The organism is Streptomyces sp. NPDC047315 (assembly GCF_040643215.1).
In the GTDB taxonomy this organism is placed as follows: domain Bacteria; phylum Actinomycetota; class Actinomycetes; order Streptomycetales; family Streptomycetaceae; genus Streptomyces.
Genome location: NZ_JBEYTZ010000040.1, coordinates 1 through 19,622 on the forward strand (window position 1 = coordinate 1; position 19,622 = coordinate 19,622).

Consider the following 19,622-nt stretch of genomic DNA (forward strand, 5'->3'; position numbering starts at 1 on the left):
CCCAACCCCTCCCCCCTTTGTGTTGTGTTTTGTTCTGCGGTGGGCTCGCCCTTTGTGGCGGGGGCGGCGCGGGGGGGGGGGGGGGCGGGCCACCCCCCCCCCCCCCCACCCACGTGGTGCTCGTCAGCGCGCCGCGGGCTTCCGCAGCAGGAACAGGGCCGCGAGGAAGGCTGCCACCAGCAGTCCCGTGCCCACGGTGAACGCGAGCTGGTAGCCGCTGGTCAGCGCTTCGGCGTTGGAGCTGCCGCGCTCCAGGGCGCCTTCGGTGCGCCCGGCGGCCAGGGTGCTGAGCACCCCGACGCCGAGGGCGCCGCCGAGCTGCTGGGTGGTGTTGAACAACCCCGAGGCGAGGCCCGCGTCCTCCGCCTGCACCCCGCTCATCCCCAGCGAGGTCAGCGCCGGCAGTGCCAGACCGGCACCGGCCGCGAGCAGCATCACCGGCAGCAGGTCGGTCACGTAGTTCGCGTCGGTGGCCGGGACGCGGACGAGCAGCCCGAGGACGCCGGTCAGCAGCGCCAGTCCGGTCAGCAGCACGGCCCGCTCCCCGAAGCGGGCGATCAGCCGCGCCGAGCCGCCGAGCGCGGTGACGCCGATGATCACGGCCGCGGGCAGCATCGCGAGACCCGTCTCCAGCGCCCCGTACCCGAGGACCTTCTGCAGGTAGAGCGCAACGAGCGTCTGGAAGGAGAACAGCGCGGCCACCATCAGCATCTGCACGACGTTGGCGCCCGTGAGGCTGCGGGAGCGGACGATCCGCGGCGGCACCAGCGGCGAACGGGTCTTGGCCTGGCGCACGGCGAAGGCGGCGACCAGCGCGACGGCGAGCGCACCGAGGCCGAGGGTGTGCGCGGAGGACCAGCCGAACTGCTCCGCCTTGACGACGGCGTAGATGCCGAGGGTGAGCCCGGAGGTGACCAGGGCCGCGCCCAGCCAGTCGGCGCCGGCCTTCAGGCCGCGCCCGCGGTCGGCGGGGAGCAGGGGCAGTGCGAGGGCGATCACGGCGAGGCCGATCGGCAGGTTGATGGTGAAGATCCACCGCCAGTCGAGGGCGTCGGTGAGCACCCCGCCGAGCACCTGGCCGATGGAGGCGCCGGCGGCGCCGGTGAAGCTGAAGATGCCGATGGCCTTCGCGCGCTCGCGCGGCTCGGTGAAGAGCGTGATCAGGATGCCGAGTCCGACGGCGGACGCCATGGCGCTGCCGACTCCTTGGAGGAAGCGGGCGGCGACCAGTATGGCGGGGGAGGTGGCGACGCCGGCGAGCAGGGAGGCGGCGGTGAAGACGCCGATGCCGGCCAGGAACATCTTCTTGCGGCCGATGAGGTCCCCGAGGCGGCCGGCGAGGAGCAGCAGGGCGCCGAAGGGGACCAGGTACGCGTTGATGACCCAGCTCAGGCCGGCCGGGGAGAAGCCGAGGTCGCTCTGCATGGCGGGCATCGCGACGGTGACGATGCTGCCGTCCAGGATCAGCATCAGGGTGGCGGTGGCGATGACGGCGAGGGCGGCCCAACGGGAGCGGGCCGCCGCTGGCTGCGCGGGCTCCGCGGGCTCCGCAGGTGCGGGGGCCGGTGCGGCAGTGGGTTCTGTGGAGACCGAGGTCAGTGACATGGGTTCTCTCCCGTCAGTCCGTGGAGGTGACGAGAAAGACCGTAGCAGATAGTTCTGTTGCAGACTATCTATCTCGGTTGTTTTTGGTTGTGGTGATGGGGTGGGGCGGGTGCTATCGCTGGCGGGCGCGGCGGGTGGGGGCGGCCTCCGTCGCGGTGGAGAGATGGCCCGTGGCCAGTGCGTCCAGCGCCCCCAGGAGCGTCGAGCGGTCGCCGGCGGTCAGTGTCGCCAGGGTGTCGCGGTGTACCCCGTCCACGATCTGCTGGCTCTGCTCGGCGACCCGGGCCCCCTCCTCGGTGACCGCGATGATCCGTGCGCGCCGGTCGGTGGGCGACGGCCGTCGCTCCGCGAGCCCCGCCCGCTCCAGTGCGTCGACCGTGACCACCATCGTGGTCTTGTCCATGTCGCCGAGCTCGGCGAGCTGTGCCTGGGTCCGCTCTTCTTCCAGGGCGTGCACCAGGACGCAGTGCATGCGGGCGGTGAGTCCGATCTCCGCCAGCGCCGCGGCCATCTGGGTGCGCAGTACGTGGCTGGTGTGGTCGAGGAGGTAGGAGAGGTCCGGCTCGTTGCGCTTGGGTGCGAGGGAGGTCATGGTGTCCAGGGTAGGCGAGGAAGGACGCTTCCGGATTATCTGCAACCAGACATTCTGTGCCCCTCCGGTGGCGCACCCGCTTGGCGGTCACCTATCACTCCAATTGTAGTACTCTCGTTGAAGTGGTTTCCCTGTGCTTCAAGGAGTGGTTGTCATGGTGAGACGGAACGACCAGCGGCGCGCCGCGCTCGTCGACGCCGCGATCGAAGTTCTGGCCAGGGAGGGTGCGCGGGGCCTGACCTTCCGGGCCGTGGACACCGAGGCCGCCGTCCCGAACGGCACCGCGTCCAACTACTTCGCCAACCGTGACGACCTGCTCAACCAGGCCGGCGCCCGCGTCTACGAACGGCTCCAGCCCGACGAGGAGACCGTCGCCCCGCTCGTGGCCGCCGGCCACGACCGCGCCGCGTACGTCGAGCTGATGCGCGAGGTCGTCGGCCGCGTCTCCGGCTTCCGCACCGGCTACCTCGCCTTCCTGGAGCTGCGCCTGGAGGCCACCCGCCGCCCCGAACTGCGCAAGCTGCTCACCGAACGCGTCCGCGCCGACGTCGACGCCAACGTCTCGTACCACGTGGCGTCCGGCCTCCCCGGCGACGCGATGGCCGTCAAGCTGCTGATGCTCACGCTGAACTGGCTGATCGTCGAACAGCTCACGCTGCCGGACCTCTACTCGGAGGCCGAACGGGAGTCGTTCGTCCAGGCTGCGGTCGAACGCCTGGTGGTGGACGCCCCGACCTCGCTATCTTGACATCAAGATTCTTGGTGGGGGAAGGCAGGGATGAAGACATGGCCCAGGAAGCGCCCGGATACGCCTTGGGCGGGCTGCACCACGTACAACTCGCGATCCCCGCGGGCGCGGAAGACCGCTGCCGCGAGTTCTGGGCGGACGTCCTCGGCATGACGGAAGTCGAGAAGCCGCCCGCGCTGAGAGCCCGCGGAGGATGCTGGTTCCGGGCCGGCGGCCTGGAGGTCCACCTGGGCGTCGAAGCGGACTTCCACCCGAGCAGGAAGGCGCACCCGGGCATCCTCGTGACCTCGATCCACGCCCTCGCCCAGCGTCTGGAGGCCAACGGAGCCGACGTCACCTGGGACGACAACTTCCCCGGATACGTCCGCTTCCACACGTTCGACAAACTGGGCAACCGCCTGGAATTCCTCGAACCCGCCCCCGTCGACTGACCTCGTCCGAACCAGCCCGCCGTGCCCCTGGGGCAAAGGACGGCGGCAGCGAAACAGGGGCGCTGGGGGCCCCACGCCCCCTGGGCGTAGGGGGCGGAACTGCGCGACAAGCCACAGATGGGCCGCAGACGCCATCAGTGCACAATCTCACGGCACTACTGCGCTGTTGAGGCGGTGGCACTTGCCAGCGGAAGCCCTCTGGAGGAGACAGGTATCAGACTCCGGCCAGCCAGGGTCTCTACCGGGCCCCGAGGAAGATCGGGTTGGTGAACGCGGCCAGGGCGCCCGGCGCGCCCGGTGTCGTCGGGGGGTGGCGTAGCTCCGCACGGACGTACGTCGCGACCCGCGCCGACGTGCGCCACTCCACCACCCCCGCCCCCGACGCCGGCAGCAGCGCCGAGTGCGCCACGCCCTGGTCCGTGACGAAGCGGACGGCGCAGCCGGGCGTCCCGGAGGCCGTGAGCCGTACCGTCACCGGCGCGCCCGGCTCCGTACGCAGCCGTTCGCCGATGCCGGCCCGCGCGCCCCGCCCGTCCGACGCGCCGAAGTCCAGCGTCACCGCCCGGGACTCGGCGACGTAACTGCGCCCGGCACGCAGCCCGTCGAGCACCGCGCGCCGGGTCAGGTCGTCCGCGAGGACCACGGTCTGCGGGGTGCCGACCGGGTCCGGGTCGCGGTGCGCGTCGCTGCCGCCCATCGCGGGCACCCAGCGCCCGCGTGCCAGCTCCGCGTCCCACGCCTGGAGCGCGACCTCGTCGTCCGCCCCGTACGCCCCGTTCCACACCTCCACCGCGTCCGCGTCGGCGAACCCGTGCTTCCAGGCGCAGCCGAGGCAGGCGGCGTACGGGTGCGCGGGGACGACGAGCCCGCCGGCGCGCCGGATCTGCCGGGCGAAGTGCCCGAAGCGGCCGTCCCGGGCGCGGTAGCGCCAGTCGACGAACGTCCCCGGGTCGGTGCCGACCGCCAGCGCGTGCCCGGTGCGTGTGGTGACCTCCTCGCCCAGCAGGACGAGCAGGTCGTCCCCGGCCGCGTCCGCCCAGTGGGCGTGCGCCGCGTGGGTGTTGTGCTCGGAGCTGTTGACGAAGTCCAGGCCGGCGGCGCGGGCCAGCGCGGCGATCTCGGCGGGGGTGCGACGGCCGTCCGAGTGCCAGGAGTGCAGATGGCAGTCCCCGCGGTACCAGGCCCGGCCGCGCCCCTTCGCCCGCTCGGGCGGGTACGTCGGCCGCGGCGCGGGCCCGCCGGGCGCGCCGTACCGCAGGGTGACCGTCACCTCGTACGCCAGGCCCTGCGGCGCGATCGTGTACGGGCCGAGGGCGACGTGCCAGGTCCCGTGGCGGATCGGGCCGGGGAGGTAGCCCGGCGTCGCCGCGTCGCCGCGGACGGAGAACTCCTGCCGCGCCCCGCCCGACCAGCCGCGGAACCCCTCGCCGCCGAGGGCGGTGCCGCGCTCGTCGAAGAGGCCGATGTCCAGGGCGTTGCCGAGGGTGCCGGAGGGGACGACGGGACGCTCGTACGCGTACGAGACGTGGATCTCGCGCACCCCGCGCCCCACCTCGAACGGCAGGTACACGAAGTCGGGGGAGCCGGGCGGCAGCGTGCCGCGGATGACCTTCGTCCGCTGGTCGGAGGTGCCGTCGGTGCCGTCGGCGTGCGCGGAGCCCACGCTTCCCACGGTAGCCGCGGCGGCGGCACCGGCAACGAGGAGCCCGCGCCGTGCGGGCCCGGTCGCGTCTTCCCTGCTGTTGGTCACCATGCACCGCATCCTGGTCGGCCCCGGTGAACGGAGGCCGCCTAACGCGCTCTGAGAGGGTGAGCGGATGCGAAAGCCCCGGATGCCCAGGCGGGCCGCGCGCGTCGCGGTGGTGGACCCGACCGGCGCGGTCTTCATGTTCCGCTACGACAACGAGGAGGTGGGCGTCCACTGGGCGATGCCCGGCGGCGGCCTGGACCCCGGCGAGTCACCGCTGGAGGGCGCCGTGCGGGAGGTCCGCGAGGAGACCGGCTGGACGGACGTCGAGGTCGACGGGACCGTGCTGTGCCTGTGGGAGCACGACTTCACCCGGGCGGGCGTCCCCGTGCGCCAGCACGAACACGTCTTCCTGGCGTACGGTCCGCGACGCGACCCGATCGGCGACCTCGCTGCGGCCCACGCCGCCGACCGGATCCTGCGGTGGCGCTGGTGGTCGCCGCAGGAGCTGGCCGGCGACACGGAGCCGCTGTGGCCGCCGCAGCTGCCCCGGCTCCTCGACGACGTACGGCGCAACGGCCCGCCGGCCGCACCGGTCGACCTCGGCCATGTCGCCGCGGAGCCGTTCCCTCGGTGATCGCGCGGTGATCCCATGGCGGGGAAGAGCCGCCGGGCGGGGCGCGGTTATGGAGTCGTCCGGACCGTCCCGTCAGGAACGGCCCGCTAGTTGACGCCGTGTCACCCTCTATGGGGAAGGTTTGGGATGCGCATTTCGACGACCATCACCGTGACCGACGAGACGATCACCCCCGTGCGCCTGGCACGGGAGTTGGAGGAACGCGGCTTCGCCGGGCTGTACCTGCCCGAGCACACCCACATCCCCGTCGAGCGCACCACCCCCTTCCCGTTCACCGACGGCGGTGACCTGCCGAGCGGCTACGGACGCACCCTCGACCCCTTCGTCGGGCTGGCCCAGGCCGCGGCGGTGACCTCCCGGATCAGCCTCGGGACCGGGGTGCTGCTGGTCGCCCAGCACGACCCCATCACCGTCGCCAAGCAGGCCGCCAGCCTGGACCACCTCTCCGGCGGCCGGTTCACCCTCGGCGTCGGCTTCGGCTGGAACAAGGAGGAGGCCGTCGACCACGGCGTCGAATGGGCGACCCGCCGGGAACTCGTCCTCGACCAGATGAGGGTGATGCGGGCACTGTGGGCGGACGAGCCGACGGCGTACGAGGGCGAGTTCCGCTCGGTGAGCGCGTCCCACGCCTTCCCCAAGCCGGTCCGCGGCGCCTCGCCGCGCACGCTGGTCGGCGGGGCGGCGGGCCCCAAGCTGTTCGCGCACATCGCGGCGTACGCGGACGGCTGGATGCCGATCGGCGCCGCCGGCGTGCGGGACGCCCTGCCCGAACTCCGCGCGGTGTGGGAGGCGGCCGGCAGGTCGCCGAAGGAGCTGGAGATCATGCCGTACGCGGTCCAGCCGACGCCGGAGAAGATGGCGTACTACGAGGAGCTGGGCGTCGAGGAGGTCGTCTTCCTGCTGCCCACCGCGGACGAGGACGGGGTGCTGCGCGCGCTCGACGACTTCGGGCGCTATCTGCCCTGACGATCCGCCGGCCCGTAGCCGCTCGCGCGCGGTGGCAAATGGCTGGTCGCCGTGGTCCGGGGCGGGCACTGTGAAGGCCATGCCCGACAGTCGAAGCCCTTGGCGCGTGCCTGATTTCCGAGTCCTCTACACCTCCCTCGTCTTCAGCCAGCTCGCGAGCAATGTCGGAATCGTTGCGATCCCGCTGGTCGCGGTGGTCGCGCTCGACGCAGGACCGGGGGCGGTGGGGCTGCTCACCACCCTCGGCACGGCCGCGTTCCTGCTGATCGGGCTGCCCGCCGGGGCGTGGGTGGACCGGCTCAACAAGCGGTGGGTGCTGATCTGCGCGGACCTGGCGCGGACCGCGATGTTCCTGTCCGTACCGCTCGCCTGGGCGCTCGACGGGCTCACGCTCGCCCATCTTTACGCCGTGACGCTGCTGAGCGGCTGCGCCGCGGTCTTCTTCGACGTCAGTTCGCAGAGCACGCTGCCGGGAATCCTCGCCACGGACCAACTGACCAGGGCGAACGCGGCCGTGGTCAGTTTGCAGGCGGCGGGGCAGATCGCCGGGCGGGGCGCGGGCGGGCTGGCTATCCAGGCGCTCTCCGCGCCGGTGGCGGTGTTGGCGATGGGGGCGCTGTACCTGGGGTCAGCGCTGCGGCTGTTCGGGATGCGGGCGGAGCCGGGACGGACGGAGAAGGCGGAGGGGAAGGCGGCGGAGGCGAAGGGGGTGAAGGGGGCAGAGGCGAAGGCCGCCCGTCCCAAGCTCTCCGCCGAGATACGGGAAGGGCTGCGGCACGTGCTCGGGACCCCGGAACTGCGTGTCCTCGTGATCGCCGGCGTCCTCACCAACCTCGGCATCCAGTTCGTGAACACGCTGCTCCCGGTGCTCTTCACCCGGGAACTGGGCCTGTCGGCCGGCGTACTGGGCCTGTACTGGTCGGTGTCCGGCATCGGGATCTTCCTCGGGGCGCGCTGCGCCCGCCCGTTGGCGGAACGGTTCGGGCTCGGGCGCACCGTCGTCGGGATGGGGGCGTGTCTGGCGCCGGCCGCGCTGGTCGTGCCGTTCATCGACCGCGGGCCGTGGCTGTGGATCGCGATGGCGGGGTGGTTCCTCGTCACGACGAGGCTCGGCGTGGACAACGTGCTCGTCGTCACCCTGCGCCAACACCTCACGCCGCCGGCCCTCCTCGGCCGGATGAACGCTACGTTCCGCTTCCTGCTGTTCGGGTCGATCGCGGTGGGGTCGGCGCTGGCTGGGCTCGTCGGGCAGTACGCCGGCATCCGGGCGTCGATGTGGGTGGGCGCTGTGTGCGTGTCGCTGGTGGCCGTGCCCGCGACGATCGGCCTGCGGAAGGGGCCGTGGTGGCGCGGGATGCCCGGGCAGGAGACCGCGCGCCCGGCCCCCGTGCCGGGCCCCGCTCCCGGCTCCGCGCCCGGCCCCGCTCCCGTTCCTGACCCCGCCCCCGATGCTTCGGGTTCCGCGCCCGCCCCCGGTTCCCTGCCGCACGCCGGAGGCGCTACCACCGGCTCCCGGGATTAAACCGACGGGGGACATGTTGTCGACTACATGCCCTCTTCACGACCAGGAAACGGAAACCAGTTCTCGCGCTCGTATGCTCGAATCATGACAGCTGACCAGGGACGAACCGCTGACGAGCGCCCGACTGCGAATGCGATGCGCCGCGCTCTGAAGCGCGCCCGCGACGGAGTCGCCCTCGACGTCACCGAGGCCGCCGTGTTGCTCCAAGCGCGCGGTGAGGACCTGGACGACTTGTGCGCGTCCGCGTCCCGGGTGCGGGACGCGGGCCTGGAAGCAGCCGGCCGCCCCGGTGTCATCACGTATTCGAAGAGCGTCTTCATCCCCCTGACCCGGCTGTGTCGGGACAAGTGTCATTACTGCACGTTCGTCACCGTCCCCGGCAAGCTCCGCCGCGCGGGCCACGGAATGTTCATGTCCCCCGACGAGGTGCTGGAGATCGCCCGCCGCGGCGCGGAACTCGGCTGCAAGGAAGCCCTCATCACCCTGGGCGACAAGCCGGAGGACCGCTGGCCCGAGGCCCGGGAGTGGCTGGAGGCCGAGGGGTACGACTCCACGATCGCGTACGTCCGCGCCATCTCCATCCGCATCCTGGAGGAGACCGGCCTGCTGCCCCACCTCAACCCCGGCGTGCTGAGCTGGACGGACTTCCAGCGCCTCAAGCCCGTCGCCCCCTCCATGGGCATGATGCTGGAGACCACCGCGACCCGGCTGTGGAGCGAGCCCGGCGGCCCGCACCACGGCTCGCCGGACAAGGAGCCCGCGGTCCGGCTGCGCGTCCTGGAGGACGCCGGCCGCAGCTCCGTGCCGTTCACCAGCGGCCTGCTGATCGGCATCGGGGAGACGTACGAGGAGCGCGCCGACTCCCTCTTCGCGCTGCGCCGCGTCTCCCGGACGTACCACGGCATCCAGGAACTCATCCTGCAGAACTTCCGCGCGAAGCCCGACACCGCCATGCGCGGCATGCCGGACGCCGAGTTGGACGAGCTGGTGGCCACGGTCGCCGTCGCCCGGCATCTGCTCGGCCCCTCCGCCTGCCTCCAGGCCCCGCCGAATCTGGTGGACGGCGAGTTCGCCCGGCTGATCGCCGCCGGCATCGACGACTGGGGCGGCGTCTCCCCGCTCACCCCCGACCACGTCAATCCCGAGCGCCCCTGGCCCCAGATCGACGCCCTCGCCGAGCACTCCGCCGCGGCCGGCTTCCGCCTCGCCGAGCGGCTGTGCGTGTATCCGGAGTTCGTCCAGCGCGGCGAGCCCTGGCTCGACCCCCGGCTGCTGCCGCACGTGCGCGCCCTCGCCGACCCGGACACCGGCCTCGCCGCGCCCGACGCCCGCCCGGTGGGCCTGCCCTGGCAGGAGCCGGACGAGTCCTTCACCGCCGCCTCCTCCGGCCGCACCGACCTGCACCGCACCATCGACACCGAGGGCCGCACCTCCGACCGCCGCGACGACTTCGACGTGGTCTACGGCGACTGGGAAGCGCTGCGCGAGGCCGCCGTTCCCGGCATGGCCCCCGAGCGCATCGACACCGACGTCCGCACCGCCCTGCGCACCGCCGCCGACGACCCCACCAAGCTCACCGACGCCGAGGCCCTCGCCCTGCTCCACGCGGACGGCCCCGCCCTCGACGCGCTCACCCGCATCGCCGACGAACTGCGCGCCGACGTCGTCGGCGACGACGTCACCTACATCGTCACGCGCAACATCAACTTCACCAACGTCTGCTACACCGGCTGCCGCTTCTGCGCCTTCGCCCAGCGCCGCACCGACGCCGACGCCTACACCCTCTCCCTGGACCAGGTCGCCGACCGCGCCGCGCAGGCGTGGGACGTGGGCGCGGTCGAGGTCTGCATGCAGGGCGGCATCCACCCCGACCTGCCCGGCACCGCGTACTTCGACATCGCCCGCGCCGTGAAGGAACGCGTCCCCGGCATGCACGTGCACGCCTTCTCCCCGATGGAGGTGGTCAACGGCGCGACGCGCACCGGCATGTCCATCCGGGACTGGCTGACCGCCGCGAAGGAAGCCGGGCTGGACTCCGTCCCCGGCACCGCCGCGGAGATCCTGGACGACGAGGTCCGCTGGATCCTCACCAAGGGCAAGCTCCCCGCCGCCACCTGGATCGAGGTCATCACCACGGCGCACCAGCTCGGCATCCGCTCCTCGTCGACGATGATGTACGGCCACGTCGACCAGCCCCGCCACTGGCTCGGCCATCTGCGCACCCTGGCCCGCATCCAGCAGGAGACGGGCGGCTTCACCGAGTTCGTCACCCTCCCCTTCATCCACACCAACGCCCCCGTCTATCTCGCCGGCATCGCCCGCCCCGGCCCCACCATCCGCGACAACCGCGCGGTCACGGCCATGGCCCGACTGCTGCTCCACCCCCACATCACCAACATCCAGACGAGCTGGGTGAAGCTCGGCGCGGAGGGCGCCGCGGAAATGCTCCGCTCCGGGGCGAACGACCTCGGCGGCACCCTGATGGAGGAGACCATCTCCCGCATGGCGGGCTCCCGCTACGGCTCGTACCGCTCCATCCAGGACCTCATCTCCATCGCGGAGCTCGCGGGCCGCCCCGCGAAGCCCCGCACGACGCTGTACGGAGACGTCCCCGAGGAGCGCCAGCGCACGGCCCGGGAGTCGGACGGCCATCTGCCGGCGCTGCTGCCCCTGGTGACGGAGTAGCGCAGGCCCGGCCCGCCGTCGCCGTGCCGGCGAGAGCAGTCACCGGCACGGCGGTCGGTAGCCGGCCCCGGGGACGTACCGCTGCCACTGCCCCTGCGTCGGGCTGCCTTTGGTGCTGGCGCAGATGTGCCGTACGGCGCGGTCCGTCCGCATCTCCCACAGCAGCACGGTGCCGTTCTCGCCGCCCGTGGCGAGGGCGTGGCCGTTCGGGCTGAACGCCAGGGCCCGCGCGGCGCTGCTGTGGCTGGTGAGGGGTGCGCCGATCGGGCCGGGGCGATCCGGGTCGGCGGTGTTCCACAGCCGTACGGACTGGTCGTTGCCCGCGGTGGCGAGGGTGCCTCCGTCGGGGCTGAAGGCGACGGCCCACACGGCGCCGGAGTGTCTGGTGAGGGGCGGGCCCGCGGGCCGCGGGCGCTTGGGGTCGGCCACGTGCCACAGCCGCACGTGCTCGTCCGAGCCCGCGGTGGCCAGCGTGCGGCCGTCCGGGCTGAAGCGGACGGTGAAGACGGCCGAGACGTGGCCGGCGAGCAGGGCGAGGAAGTCGCGTCGCTGCCGGAGGTCTTCGCACTCGGTGAACAGCTCCTCGGTCTGGTCGACCACGACCACGAGGCGCCGGCCGCCCGCGCGCAGCACCTCGTGCAGCACCTGCGCACAGACCTGTGGACCGTGCGCCGCGGCCTCGACGAAACGCCGCGCGTCGACACCGGTGGCCTCGGCCAACCGGCCGGCCAGCGCCGGCACCGGCCGCGCGGTGGGCGTCAGCACCAGCCGCGGCCACTGCGCCGCCCCGGCGACCGGCAGCGCACCGCGCCCCACGGCGGGCAGCAGCCCGGCCCTCAACAACGACGACTTGCCCGCCCCGGACGCCGCCACCACGACCAACGGCCCACCGCTGCACACCTGCTCGTCGAGGCGCACCAACAACTCCGCGACGACGGTGTCCCGCCCGAAGAACCAGGGCGCGTGCTCACCTGCGAACGCGGCCAGCCCCGGGTACGGGCACTCCTCGGAGCCGGAGCCCGTACTGGGCGTGGTGCGTCGGACTTGGCGCAGGCCGTCCACGAAGTGCAGGTGCAGGTCCTGTTCCGCGACGTACTGATCGCGTCCGGCTTGGTAGACCCGGCCGTGATCGGACGCCTCGCCGTGCATCCGGCCCCGATCGCCACCGGCTTCCAGGTCCTCCGGATCCATCGCCCCTCCCTGCGTGCGGATCCTGCACCACCGTCGAGCCGACGGCCTCACGCTAACGGGAGTTCTCGTTCACGGAAGCGCCAGAAGCACCGGAGGCAACAGAAGGGCTGGATTCAGCAAGCCCGCATGGCCGCTTCGCCACGCCTCTCCTAAAGTCCCCACCACGCGATGGTGACTCCCTGGAGGTGCGGCGTGGACCCGGTGGTTGCGGCAGCGGGCACGGCATTGGTGGCGGCGATGGCGACGGACGCCTGGCAACAGTCCCGCATCGCGATGATCCGCCTGTGGCAACGAGCCAGCCCCGAACAGGCCGGCTCACTGGAACGAGAACTGGAGGAGGCCCGCCGAGGAGCACTGGCCGCCCGCGACGCCGGCGACACCACCACCGAACAAGCCCTCGTCGGCCAGTGGCGACTACGGTTCCAACAACTCCTCCACGAGGACCCGCAACTGGCCGCGGAGCTGCGCCGGCTGCTGGACGAGGAGCTGACCCCGCACCTCTCCGAGGAAGAGCGGACCGGCGTCGCGTCGATCGTGATGAGGGCGCAGTCCGACCGCGGCGGCCGGGTGTACCAGGCGGGCCGCGACCAACACATCACGGAGGCGTGAACGACGCCGCCCGAGCGCCTGAGCGTTTGAGTGCCTGAGCGCCCGTGCGGAACGCCCGGGACGTGCGCATATTCCGCTGCGTTAGCCTCGCCCGGTGTTGGTCACTTATGGGCTCGTGACCCAGGGGGAACCTTCTAAAAGATGTCGGAATTTAATGCACAGCGATGGCAAGAAATGTTCGGTATCCCGACGGCGGATGAGGCCGCTCCCACAGCGGACGACCCACGCATGAGCCTTGCGTCGACGACACCGTCCGGCTCGGTCGCACCCCGCTCACCAGCCGGTCCGAGCGGCGGTGTCGGCGGTGTCGGTCGACTGCTGCACGGCAGCGCCCCTTGGCGCAACGTCGCCAAGACGGCCGGAGAGCTGCGCGCCCGCGCCGCCAGCAGCGTCCCCGTCCTCGCCCCTGCCTCCGTATCCGTATCCGTATCCGTATCCGTCTCCGTCGACCTGACGCGTACCACCCCGGCTGACAGACTGATCACATGAGTGGTGCTACCGGGGGCGTACGACGGAGCGGGCGGGCGTTCGTGGGGCGCGGGGGTGAGCTGGGGGTGTTTGCGGCGAACCTTGATGCCGGGGCGGGCGCGGCCGATGCGCGGGTGATGTTTCACGTCCACGGCAACGCGGGTGTCGGCAAGTCGTCCCTCGTGCGGCGGTTCGCGCAGCTCGCGCGGGACCGGGGGGCGCTCACTGCCGTGGTCGACGAGTCCGCGAACGGTGTGCCCGAGGTGCTTGAGGGGATCTGCGCGCAGTTCGCGGCGCAGGGGCAGCAGCTCAAGCCGGTGGAGAAGCTGTTGGCGACGTATCGGCAGCGGCGGTACGAGGCCGAGTCCGCCGCCGCTGCGCTGTACGCGCCGGACGCGGGCGGGCCCGGCGGTGCGCCCGCCGGGCCGAACCCCTGGGCCGCCCTCGTCGCCCAAGCGTCGCTCGTCGGGATCGGGGCGGTGCTGCCGGGCGTCGGGGGCGCGGTCGATCCGGTGCGGCTCGTGGAGGGTGCGGAGCAGTTGCGGGGGGTGCTGATGCGCCAGTTCGGCAAGGCGGAGGACGTCCAGTTGGTGTTGGACCCGGTGCGGGCGATCAGCCCCGTGTTCGCGGACGAGGCGGACCGGGTCGCGGCCAAGGTGCCGTGGCTGGCGCTCTTCTTCGACACGTACGAGCGCACCGGACCGCTCCTGGACCCCTGGCTGCGCGGGCTGCTGGTGCCGTCGGAGCCGATGGGCGGGCCGTTCGGGCAGCTCCCGGAGAACGTCGTCGTCACCACCTGCGGGCAGCGCCCGGCGGACCCGGCTGTCTGGGGCGACCACGCCGGGCTGGTCACCGAGCTGCCGCTGCCGCCGTTCACCGACGCGGAGGCGCGCGAACTGCTGGCGGCCAAGGCGGTGGTGGACGAGGACGTCGTACGGGACGTGCTGCGGCTGTCGGGCCGGCTGCCCGTCCTGGTGTCCATGCTCGCCGAGAACGCCGGGCGCCCCGGCGGTTTCGACGACCCCAGCGCCACCGCCGTCGAGCGCTTCCTGAAGTGGGAGCACGACGCCCGGCGCAGGTCCGCGGCGCTGCACGGCGCCCTGCCGCGCCACCTGGACGAGGACGTCCTCGCCGTCGCGGCACTGGACGCGCAGGACACACAAGACGCGACGGGGCTGTTCGACTGGCTCATCGGGCTGCCGTTCGTCAGCGACCGCGGCGGCCGGGCCCGGTACCACGACGTCGTACGCGACCCCATGCTGCGGCTCCAGCGCAACCGCTCCCCGCAGCGCTGGCGCGCCGCCCACACCCGGCTCGCGGAGGCGTACGCGGGCTGGGCGGCGGAGGAAGCGGGCGCGGACGGTACGACGACGGAACAGGCGGCGTCCGAGCTGTGGGCCGTGGACGCCTGGCGGGCGGCGCGCGTCGAGGAGGTGTACCACCGGCTGTGCGCCCGCCCCCGCACCGGGCTGCCCGCCGCCCTGCGGGACGGCGTCGCCGCCGCCCACGCCTCCCCGGCCGCCGCCCGCCAGTGGGCCGCGGCGGTCGCCGACGCCGGCGCGGACGCCGACAGCGACGCCCTGCGCGCCCTGGGCGCAGCGTGCCTGGCGGCCCTCGCCGACGAATCCCGGCGCTGCACCGCGCTGCTCGGCGTCGTCGTCGACCGCGCCGAGACGGACGGCCCCACCCGCTGCCGCGCCCTGCTGGTGCGCGCCCGCGAACACCACCGGCTCGGCGCGTTCGCCGACGCCGCCGCCGACTGCCGGGCCGCGATCGCGCTCGGCGCGGACACCGTCGCCGCCCACCACGAACTCGGCGAGAACCTGCGCCTGGGCCGTCGGTACGAGGAAGCGCTCGCCGCGTACGACGTGGTCCTGGCGCACGAGCCCGACGCGCTGCGCACCGCCGCCAGCAGGGGCCTGGTCAAGCACCGGCTCGGCCGGCACCGGGACGCGCTGGCCGACCTGGACCTGGCCGTCGCCGGCGATCCCCGGTACGCCTGGGCCCTGGTGGCGCGCTCGGATGCGAAACGGGCGCTGGGGGACCGGGCCGGCGCGCTCGCCGACGTGTCCGCCGCGAGCGCGATCGCGCCGGACAACGCGTGGGTCGTCGCCTCGTACGCCGAGACGCTGCGCCACTTCGAGCAGTACGAGGAGGCCGTCGCGCTCTTCGACCGCGCCCTCCTCCTGGAGCCCGACTACACCTGGGCGCTGGGCAGCAGGGCCATGGCCCACCACCGCCTCGGCCGCGTGGACGCGGCGCTCGCCGACCTGGCGGAGGCGCTCGACCGCAACCCCGAGTACGGGTGGGCGCTGCTGCGGAGGTCCGAGATCCACCGGGAACGCGGCGACGCCGATGCCGAGTTCGCCGACCTCGACCGGCTGGTGGAGATCGCCCCGAGCCCGGCCGCGGCCCTCGCGCGCCGGGCCGGGGCGCTGCTGCACCACGGCCGCACCGGGGCGGCGCTCGCCGACGTACGCCGGATGGCGGAGCTGGGGGAGGAGGCGGCGGCGCTGGACGTCCTGGCCGCCCCGGCGCTCGCCGCGGTCCCGCAGGCACGGGAGCTGGCGCGCGAACTGACGCAAGCGCACCGGACCCTGCCCCAGGCGTGACGCCTTCACGCATGACGCGCCCACGCGTGACGCCCTCACGCGTGACGCATGCGCGGTCGAGGTGCGAAGGAACGCGTGAGGTGTCTCGCACTGAGGGTGGGGTTCCGGCTCGTTCGATTACAGTGCTGCGCCGGGCACGCAAACGGATGGGCGCGTACGGACACCTGCGTACTCGGGCACGAGCAACACGAACAACACGAGCACACGGACAGTACGGGCACACACGCACAACACGGTCAGCGCGAGCAACACGGTCAGCACGAGCACACGTCGAGGGAGGCCCACGGTGAGCACAGCGGCCACGGGCGTCTGGGGGCGTGCCGAGCAGCAGGACTTCCGCTCCCGGGTGCGCGGCGCGCTCCTCGGCGCCGCCATCGGCGACGCCCTCGGCGTGGGAGTGACGGCGCTGACCGCGGCGGAGATCCAGCAGGCGCACGGCCCGGACGGCGTCACCGACCTCGTGCCGGCGCACGGCCGCCGCGGCGCGATCACCGCGGCGACGCAACTGACGCTCTTCACCGTGGACGGCCTGATCCGCGCCCAGGTCCGCCGGGACACCGGCGCCTGGCACCCGCCCACGGACGTCCACCGCGCCTACCTGCGCTGGGCCGCGACCCAACGCGACTGGGGCCCCGACGAGCGCCGCAAGGACAACGGCTGGCTGGCCTGCGAGGAGTGGCTGTACGCCCGCCGGGACGCCCCCAAGGCCAGCCTCCTCGGCCTCGGCGACGACACTCTGGGCACCCTGGACTCCCCGAAGAACCCCACCGCCCGCGACGGCGGCGCCCTCGCCCGCTCGGCGCCGTTCGGGCTGCTGGTGGGCTGGGAGCCGCAGTTGGTGTGCCAGTTGGCGGTGGAGTGCGCGGCGCAGACCCACGGCCACCCGACGGCGTACCTGTCGGCGGGCGCGTACGCGGTCGTCGTGCACGGCCTGGCCCGCGGGGAGACGCTGGACGCCGCCGTGCAGCGGGCCCTTGCGCAGATCGGCTCCCGCCCCGGCCACCAGCCCGTCACGGACGGCCTGAAGCACGCGCTCGGCGCCGTGCGCCAGGGCATCCCGAGCCCGTCCCGGGTCGCGGCACTCGGCGAGGGCCACCACGCGGAGGACGCACTGTCGATCGCGGTGTACTGCGCCCTGGTCGCCGAGGACGTGCGCCACGGCCTGCGCCTGGCGGTGAACCACGACGGCCCGTCCCACGTCACCGGCGCCCTCGCCGGCGCCCTGCTGGGCGCCCTGCACGGCGAGACCGCGCTGCCGCCGGCCTGGCTCGCGGAGTTGGAGGGCCGCCCCACGGTCCTGGAGTTGGCGGACGACTTCGCGATGGAGATGACCCAGGGCCCGGCGCTCCACAACCCGACGGCCACGTCCCCGGGCTGGCTGGCCCGCTACCCGCGTACGTGACGCCCTTGCCGTGGCGCCTTTGCCGTGACGCCTTTGTGTGATGCCCTGCGTGACGCCTTTGTGTGACACCCGCGCGTGACGCGCGACCCCCGTACGCGCGTCACGCGGTGCACCGCGTCACGCCGTGCACGCCGCCGCGACCGAGAGGCTGTTCTCGTAGAGGTGGTGCCTGGTGATCCGGCCGTCCTCGACGGTCAGGCGCAGCGCGAACGGCCCCTCGAAGGTCTTGCCCGTCGCTCGCACGGTGCCGGACAGGTGGCCCATCAGAACGGCGTCGGTGCCGTCGACGAGGAAGGCGTCGAGGGTGGTTCGGGCGTCCTCGGGGACGGTGTGCTCCGCCAGCTCCGCTGCCTGGGCCGCGCACTCCGCGGCGGTGGAGCGGGGCCGGATCCACGGCACGGCCGGGTTCTCCGCCAACAGCCAGTCGACCTCGTCGGCGAAGAGCGCGGTCAGCCGCTCGGCGTCCCCGGCGAGCCGGGCCTGGATGAACTCCTGGACGACGGCACGGGTGTGCTCGGCGGCGGCCGGGGCGGTGGCGGCCGGGGCGGTGCCGGTGTCGGTGGAACTCGTGCGCACGGTGCTCTCCCTTCGAACTTCCAACCCTTCGGTGTGCCCGATCCTGCCGGGACGGCGGCGAACGGGCGATTACGCCGGAGGTAAAGGGCTGTCGCAGGTCAGTGCGGGCGCCTGCGCAGTCGTCGTACGTCCCGCACCAGGACGTACCCGGACACGAGCAGGATCGTGCAGCCCGCCGCGACCCACAGGGGCGAAGCCCCGGAGCGGTACTGGGTGACGGACCCGAGGAACAGGAGCGCGGCGGCGAAGACGCCGAAGGCGGAGATCAGGGCGCTGATGCGGTCGCTCATGCAGACATCGTCAACGGCGGCCCCGACCAACGGACGTGTTCCAGATGAACAGTTGGCGACCATCATCAGCCGCGCGCGGCACCACCAAGCCCGGCCGCGCGGCCCAATGCCGTCGCCCCCGCCGCGCCGATCAGCGGGAAGACCGCCAGCGCCAGCACGATCCGGTCCGCGGTCAGCGACGTCGCGAGCGCGCCCGCGACCGCCGAGCCGATGCCGCCGCCGACGAAGAACGTGAGGTTCAGCAGGGCCAGCGCGCCGCCGCGCCGTCGGGGTTCCAGCCGGGCCGACAGCACGCCCGTGGCCACGACCTGCGTCACGGACATCGCCGCGAACCCGAACGACGCCCCCGCCACCGCGACCGCGGGCCCACCGTCGACCAGCCCGGTCAGCCCCGTCAGTCCGGTCAGGGCGAGGAGTACGGCTCCGGTCAGCGACGCCGCAGTCAACAGCGCCGTACCGCCGCGGACGTTGCCGCGCGCCAGACCGGCGCCCGCCCGACGGGACAGCACCGCACCGAGCACCGCGCCCGGCAGCAGCCACCCGCCGATCGCCAGCACGCTCCACCCGAACTCGTCGACCAGCAGCCGCGGCACCGCGTACATCGCGCCGAACAGGCCCGCGTACACACCGGCACCGGTGATCGCGGCCCGTACGAACAGCGGGTCGGCGACGGTCGCCCGCGGCACGAAACCGTCCGGCCGGGCCAGGACCCGACGCCCCAGCAGCAGCCCGGCGACCACCAGCAGGGCCGCGACCACCGCCGTCGCGCCTGCGGACAGCGACAGCGCGGACGACTGGACGAGGACGAGCAAGGAGCCCGCGGTCACGGTCAACAGGGCCGCTCCGAACCCGTCGACGGAGCGCCGCCCCGCCGCTGCCGTCGCGACCCCCGTACGCGGCAGCAGCGGCGGGACCAGCGGCAGGACGAACGGCAGGGCGAGGACGGACAGCACCGGCAGCACCAGGGTGAGCCGCCAGCTCAGCCACTCCGTCACCGCGCCGCCCGCGAGCGTGGCGCCGGCGGAGAAGACGGCCATCGTCGCCCCGAAGACCGCGAGCACGGGCCCCCGCCGCTCGGGCGCGGACGCCGCCGCGAGCGCCAGCGCCCCGGCCGACAGCGCACCGGAGCCCGCGGCCAGCAAGAAGCGGCCGGCGACGAGGACGCCGATGCCGGGCGCGGCCAGACAGACCGCGGTGCCGGCGGCGAGCAGCAGCACGCCGACGAGCAGCACCCGCCGCACGCCGCGGACGTCCGCGAGCCGCCCGGCGAGCGCGGTGCCGACGCCGAGCGCGAGGGCGTGCGCGGTGAGCACCCAGGCCGTCGCCGACGGGGTCGCGCCGAGCGCCCTTCCCACGTCGGGCAGCGCGATCCCGGCCGCGGTCACGCCGAAGACGGCCGGCCCGAACAGCGCTCCGAGACGTACCCCGACGGACACGGCGCTCGGCGCCCCGCCCGAATCAGACGGATCAGACGGATCAGACGGATCAGACGGATCGAACGATTCAGGTCGGTGCGGCGGGCGAGAAGCATCAATGGACATGCGCGGCGGACTCCGTTCCCTCTGCGACAACGAGGAGTGGTGGATGGGCACGGAGCAGTC

At 73.3% G+C, this 19,622-nt stretch carries 17 protein-coding genes; 10 read left to right on the plus strand and 7 right to left on the minus strand.

Going from position 1 to position 19,622, the window contains the following annotated elements; all coding sequences use genetic code 11:
• Nucleotides 1–123: 123 nt before the first annotated feature.
• Together ABZ842_RS33180 and ABZ842_RS33185 are read right to left on the minus strand one after the other, a co-directional pair.
• Nucleotides 124–1,605 carry an MFS transporter gene (locus ABZ842_RS33180; protein ID WP_361545434.1) on the minus strand — a complete coding sequence of 494 codons (1,482 nt, stop codon included), beginning with the start codon at nucleotides 1,603–1,605 and terminating at the stop codon, nucleotides 124–126.
• Nucleotides 1,606–1,717: 112 nt separating this feature from the next.
• The gene (locus tag ABZ842_RS33185) at nucleotides 1,718–2,197 is read right to left on the minus strand and encodes a MarR family transcriptional regulator (RefSeq protein WP_361545437.1); all 480 of its coding nucleotides are present in this window, start codon (nucleotides 2,195–2,197) and stop codon (nucleotides 1,718–1,720) included.
• A 154-nt stretch (nucleotides 2,198–2,351) separates the two neighbouring features.
• On the opposite strand from ABZ842_RS33185, the gene ABZ842_RS33190 reads away from it, so the two are divergent.
• Nucleotides 2,352–2,945: a TetR family transcriptional regulator gene (locus ABZ842_RS33190; protein WP_361545440.1), complete on the plus strand. Its 594-nt coding sequence runs from the start codon at nucleotides 2,352–2,354 to the stop codon at nucleotides 2,943–2,945.
• Nucleotides 2,946–2,983: 38 nt separating this feature from the next.
• Nucleotides 2,984–3,376: a VOC family protein gene (locus ABZ842_RS33195; protein WP_361545442.1), complete on the plus strand. Its 393-nt coding sequence runs from the start codon at nucleotides 2,984–2,986 to the stop codon at nucleotides 3,374–3,376.
• 238 nt (nucleotides 3,377–3,614) lie between these two features.
• On the opposite strand, the gene ABZ842_RS33200 is transcribed toward ABZ842_RS33195, so the two are convergent.
• Nucleotides 3,615–5,129: a CehA/McbA family metallohydrolase gene (locus ABZ842_RS33200; protein WP_361545445.1), complete on the minus strand. Its 1,515-nt coding sequence runs from the start codon at nucleotides 5,127–5,129 to the stop codon at nucleotides 3,615–3,617.
• Between the two features lie 64 nt (nucleotides 5,130–5,193).
• Here ABZ842_RS33200 and ABZ842_RS33205 point away from each other — a divergent pair, with 64 nt between their 5' ends.
• The 4 genes from ABZ842_RS33205 (at nucleotide 5,194) to ABZ842_RS33220 (ending at nucleotide 10,873) form a co-directional block, all read left to right on the plus strand.
• A complete protein-coding gene (locus ABZ842_RS33205; RefSeq protein WP_361545448.1) occupies nucleotides 5,194–5,700 on the plus strand; it encodes an NUDIX domain-containing protein in 507 nt (168 codons plus the stop codon).
• A gap of 126 nt (nucleotides 5,701–5,826) precedes the next feature.
• On the plus strand, nucleotides 5,827–6,666 hold the full coding sequence (locus tag ABZ842_RS33210; protein ID WP_361545451.1) for an LLM class F420-dependent oxidoreductase: 840 nt from the start codon (nucleotides 5,827–5,829) through the stop codon (nucleotides 6,664–6,666).
• Between the two features lie 106 nt (nucleotides 6,667–6,772).
• Nucleotides 6,773–8,188: an MFS transporter gene (locus ABZ842_RS33215; protein ID WP_361545454.1), complete on the plus strand. Its 1,416-nt coding sequence runs from the start codon at nucleotides 6,773–6,775 to the stop codon at nucleotides 8,186–8,188.
• A gap of 84 nt (nucleotides 8,189–8,272) precedes the next feature.
• Nucleotides 8,273–10,873 carry a bifunctional FO biosynthesis protein CofGH gene (locus tag ABZ842_RS33220; protein ID WP_361545457.1) on the plus strand — a complete coding sequence of 867 codons (2,601 nt, stop codon included), beginning with the start codon at nucleotides 8,273–8,275 and terminating at the stop codon, nucleotides 10,871–10,873.
• Between the two features lie 39 nt (nucleotides 10,874–10,912).
• On the opposite strand, the gene ABZ842_RS33225 is transcribed toward ABZ842_RS33220, so the two are convergent.
• On the minus strand, nucleotides 10,913–12,064 hold the full coding sequence (locus ABZ842_RS33225) for an AAA family ATPase (RefSeq protein ID WP_361545460.1): 1,152 nt from the start codon (nucleotides 12,062–12,064) through the stop codon (nucleotides 10,913–10,915).
• A 192-nt stretch (nucleotides 12,065–12,256) separates the two neighbouring features.
• On the opposite strand from ABZ842_RS33225, the gene ABZ842_RS33230 reads away from it, so the two are divergent.
• The 4 genes from ABZ842_RS33230 to ABZ842_RS33245 all read left to right on the plus strand — a co-directional run bounded on the left by ABZ842_RS33230 (nucleotide 12,257) and on the right by ABZ842_RS33245 (nucleotide 17,155).
• Nucleotides 12,257–12,673 carry a hypothetical protein gene (locus ABZ842_RS33230; protein WP_361545462.1) on the plus strand — a complete coding sequence of 139 codons (417 nt, stop codon included), beginning with the start codon at nucleotides 12,257–12,259 and terminating at the stop codon, nucleotides 12,671–12,673.
• Nucleotides 12,674–12,901: 228 nt separating this feature from the next.
• Nucleotides 12,902–13,162 (plus strand): hypothetical protein, encoded by a 261-nt coding sequence (locus tag ABZ842_RS33235; protein ID WP_361545465.1) that lies wholly within the window; start codon nucleotides 12,902–12,904, stop codon nucleotides 13,160–13,162.
• Nucleotides 13,159–15,753 (plus strand): tetratricopeptide repeat protein, encoded by a 2,595-nt coding sequence (locus ABZ842_RS33240; RefSeq protein ID WP_361545468.1) that lies wholly within the window; start codon nucleotides 13,159–13,161, stop codon nucleotides 15,751–15,753. The genes ABZ842_RS33235 and ABZ842_RS33240 overlap by 4 nt, the downstream gene beginning before the upstream one ends.
• Before the next feature lie 286 nt (nucleotides 15,754–16,039).
• Nucleotides 16,040–17,155 carry an ADP-ribosylglycohydrolase family protein gene (locus ABZ842_RS33245; protein WP_361545471.1) on the plus strand — a complete coding sequence of 372 codons (1,116 nt, stop codon included), beginning with the start codon at nucleotides 16,040–16,042 and terminating at the stop codon, nucleotides 17,153–17,155.
• 117 nt (nucleotides 17,156–17,272) lie between these two features.
• Here the strand turns inward: ABZ842_RS33245 and ABZ842_RS33250 are convergent, their stop codons facing one another.
• From ABZ842_RS33250 to ABZ842_RS33260, 3 genes are all read right to left on the minus strand, one after another.
• Nucleotides 17,273–17,731, minus strand: a complete 459-nt coding sequence (locus ABZ842_RS33250) for a nuclear transport factor 2 family protein (RefSeq protein WP_361545473.1) — start codon at nucleotides 17,729–17,731, stop codon at nucleotides 17,273–17,275.
• Between the two features lie 98 nt (nucleotides 17,732–17,829).
• Nucleotides 17,830–18,021 (minus strand): hypothetical protein, encoded by a 192-nt coding sequence (locus ABZ842_RS33255; protein WP_361545475.1) that lies wholly within the window; start codon nucleotides 18,019–18,021, stop codon nucleotides 17,830–17,832.
• A 65-nt stretch (nucleotides 18,022–18,086) separates the two neighbouring features.
• Complete coding sequence (locus ABZ842_RS33260; RefSeq protein ID WP_361545477.1) at nucleotides 18,087–19,457, minus strand: MFS transporter; 1,371 nt, start codon at nucleotides 19,455–19,457, stop codon at nucleotides 18,087–18,089.
• Nucleotides 19,458–19,622 lie beyond the last annotated feature (165 nt).

What these genes read in the sequence shown, in the direction of transcription:
- ABZ842_RS33255 (WP_361545475.1), bottom strand. Translation starts at nt 18,021, where the DNA reads ATGAGCGACCGCATCAGCGCCCTGATCTCCGCCTTCGGCGTCTTCGCC.
- ABZ842_RS33180 (WP_361545434.1), bottom strand. Translation starts at nt 1,605, where the DNA reads ATGTCACTGACCTCGGTCTCCACAGAACCCACTGCCGCACCGGCCCCC.
- ABZ842_RS33200 (WP_361545445.1), bottom strand. Translation starts at nt 5,129, where the DNA reads ATGGTGACCAACAGCAGGGAAGACGCGACCGGGCCCGCACGGCGCGGG.
- ABZ842_RS33240 (WP_361545468.1), top strand. Translation starts at nt 13,159, where the DNA reads ATGAGTGGTGCTACCGGGGGCGTACGACGGAGCGGGCGGGCGTTCGTG.
- ABZ842_RS33225 (WP_361545460.1), bottom strand. Translation starts at nt 12,064, where the DNA reads ATGGATCCGGAGGACCTGGAAGCCGGTGGCGATCGGGGCCGGATGCAC.
- ABZ842_RS33210 (WP_361545451.1), top strand. Translation starts at nt 5,827, where the DNA reads ATGCGCATTTCGACGACCATCACCGTGACCGACGAGACGATCACCCCC.
- ABZ842_RS33235 (WP_361545465.1), top strand. Translation starts at nt 12,902, where the DNA reads ATGAGCCTTGCGTCGACGACACCGTCCGGCTCGGTCGCACCCCGCTCA.
- ABZ842_RS33220 (WP_361545457.1), top strand. Translation starts at nt 8,273, where the DNA reads ATGACAGCTGACCAGGGACGAACCGCTGACGAGCGCCCGACTGCGAAT.
- ABZ842_RS33185 (WP_361545437.1), bottom strand. Translation starts at nt 2,197, where the DNA reads ATGACCTCCCTCGCACCCAAGCGCAACGAGCCGGACCTCTCCTACCTC.
- ABZ842_RS33195 (WP_361545442.1), top strand. Translation starts at nt 2,984, where the DNA reads ATGGCCCAGGAAGCGCCCGGATACGCCTTGGGCGGGCTGCACCACGTA.
- ABZ842_RS33190 (WP_361545440.1), top strand. Translation starts at nt 2,352, where the DNA reads ATGGTGAGACGGAACGACCAGCGGCGCGCCGCGCTCGTCGACGCCGCG.
- ABZ842_RS33205 (WP_361545448.1), top strand. Translation starts at nt 5,194, where the DNA reads ATGCGAAAGCCCCGGATGCCCAGGCGGGCCGCGCGCGTCGCGGTGGTG.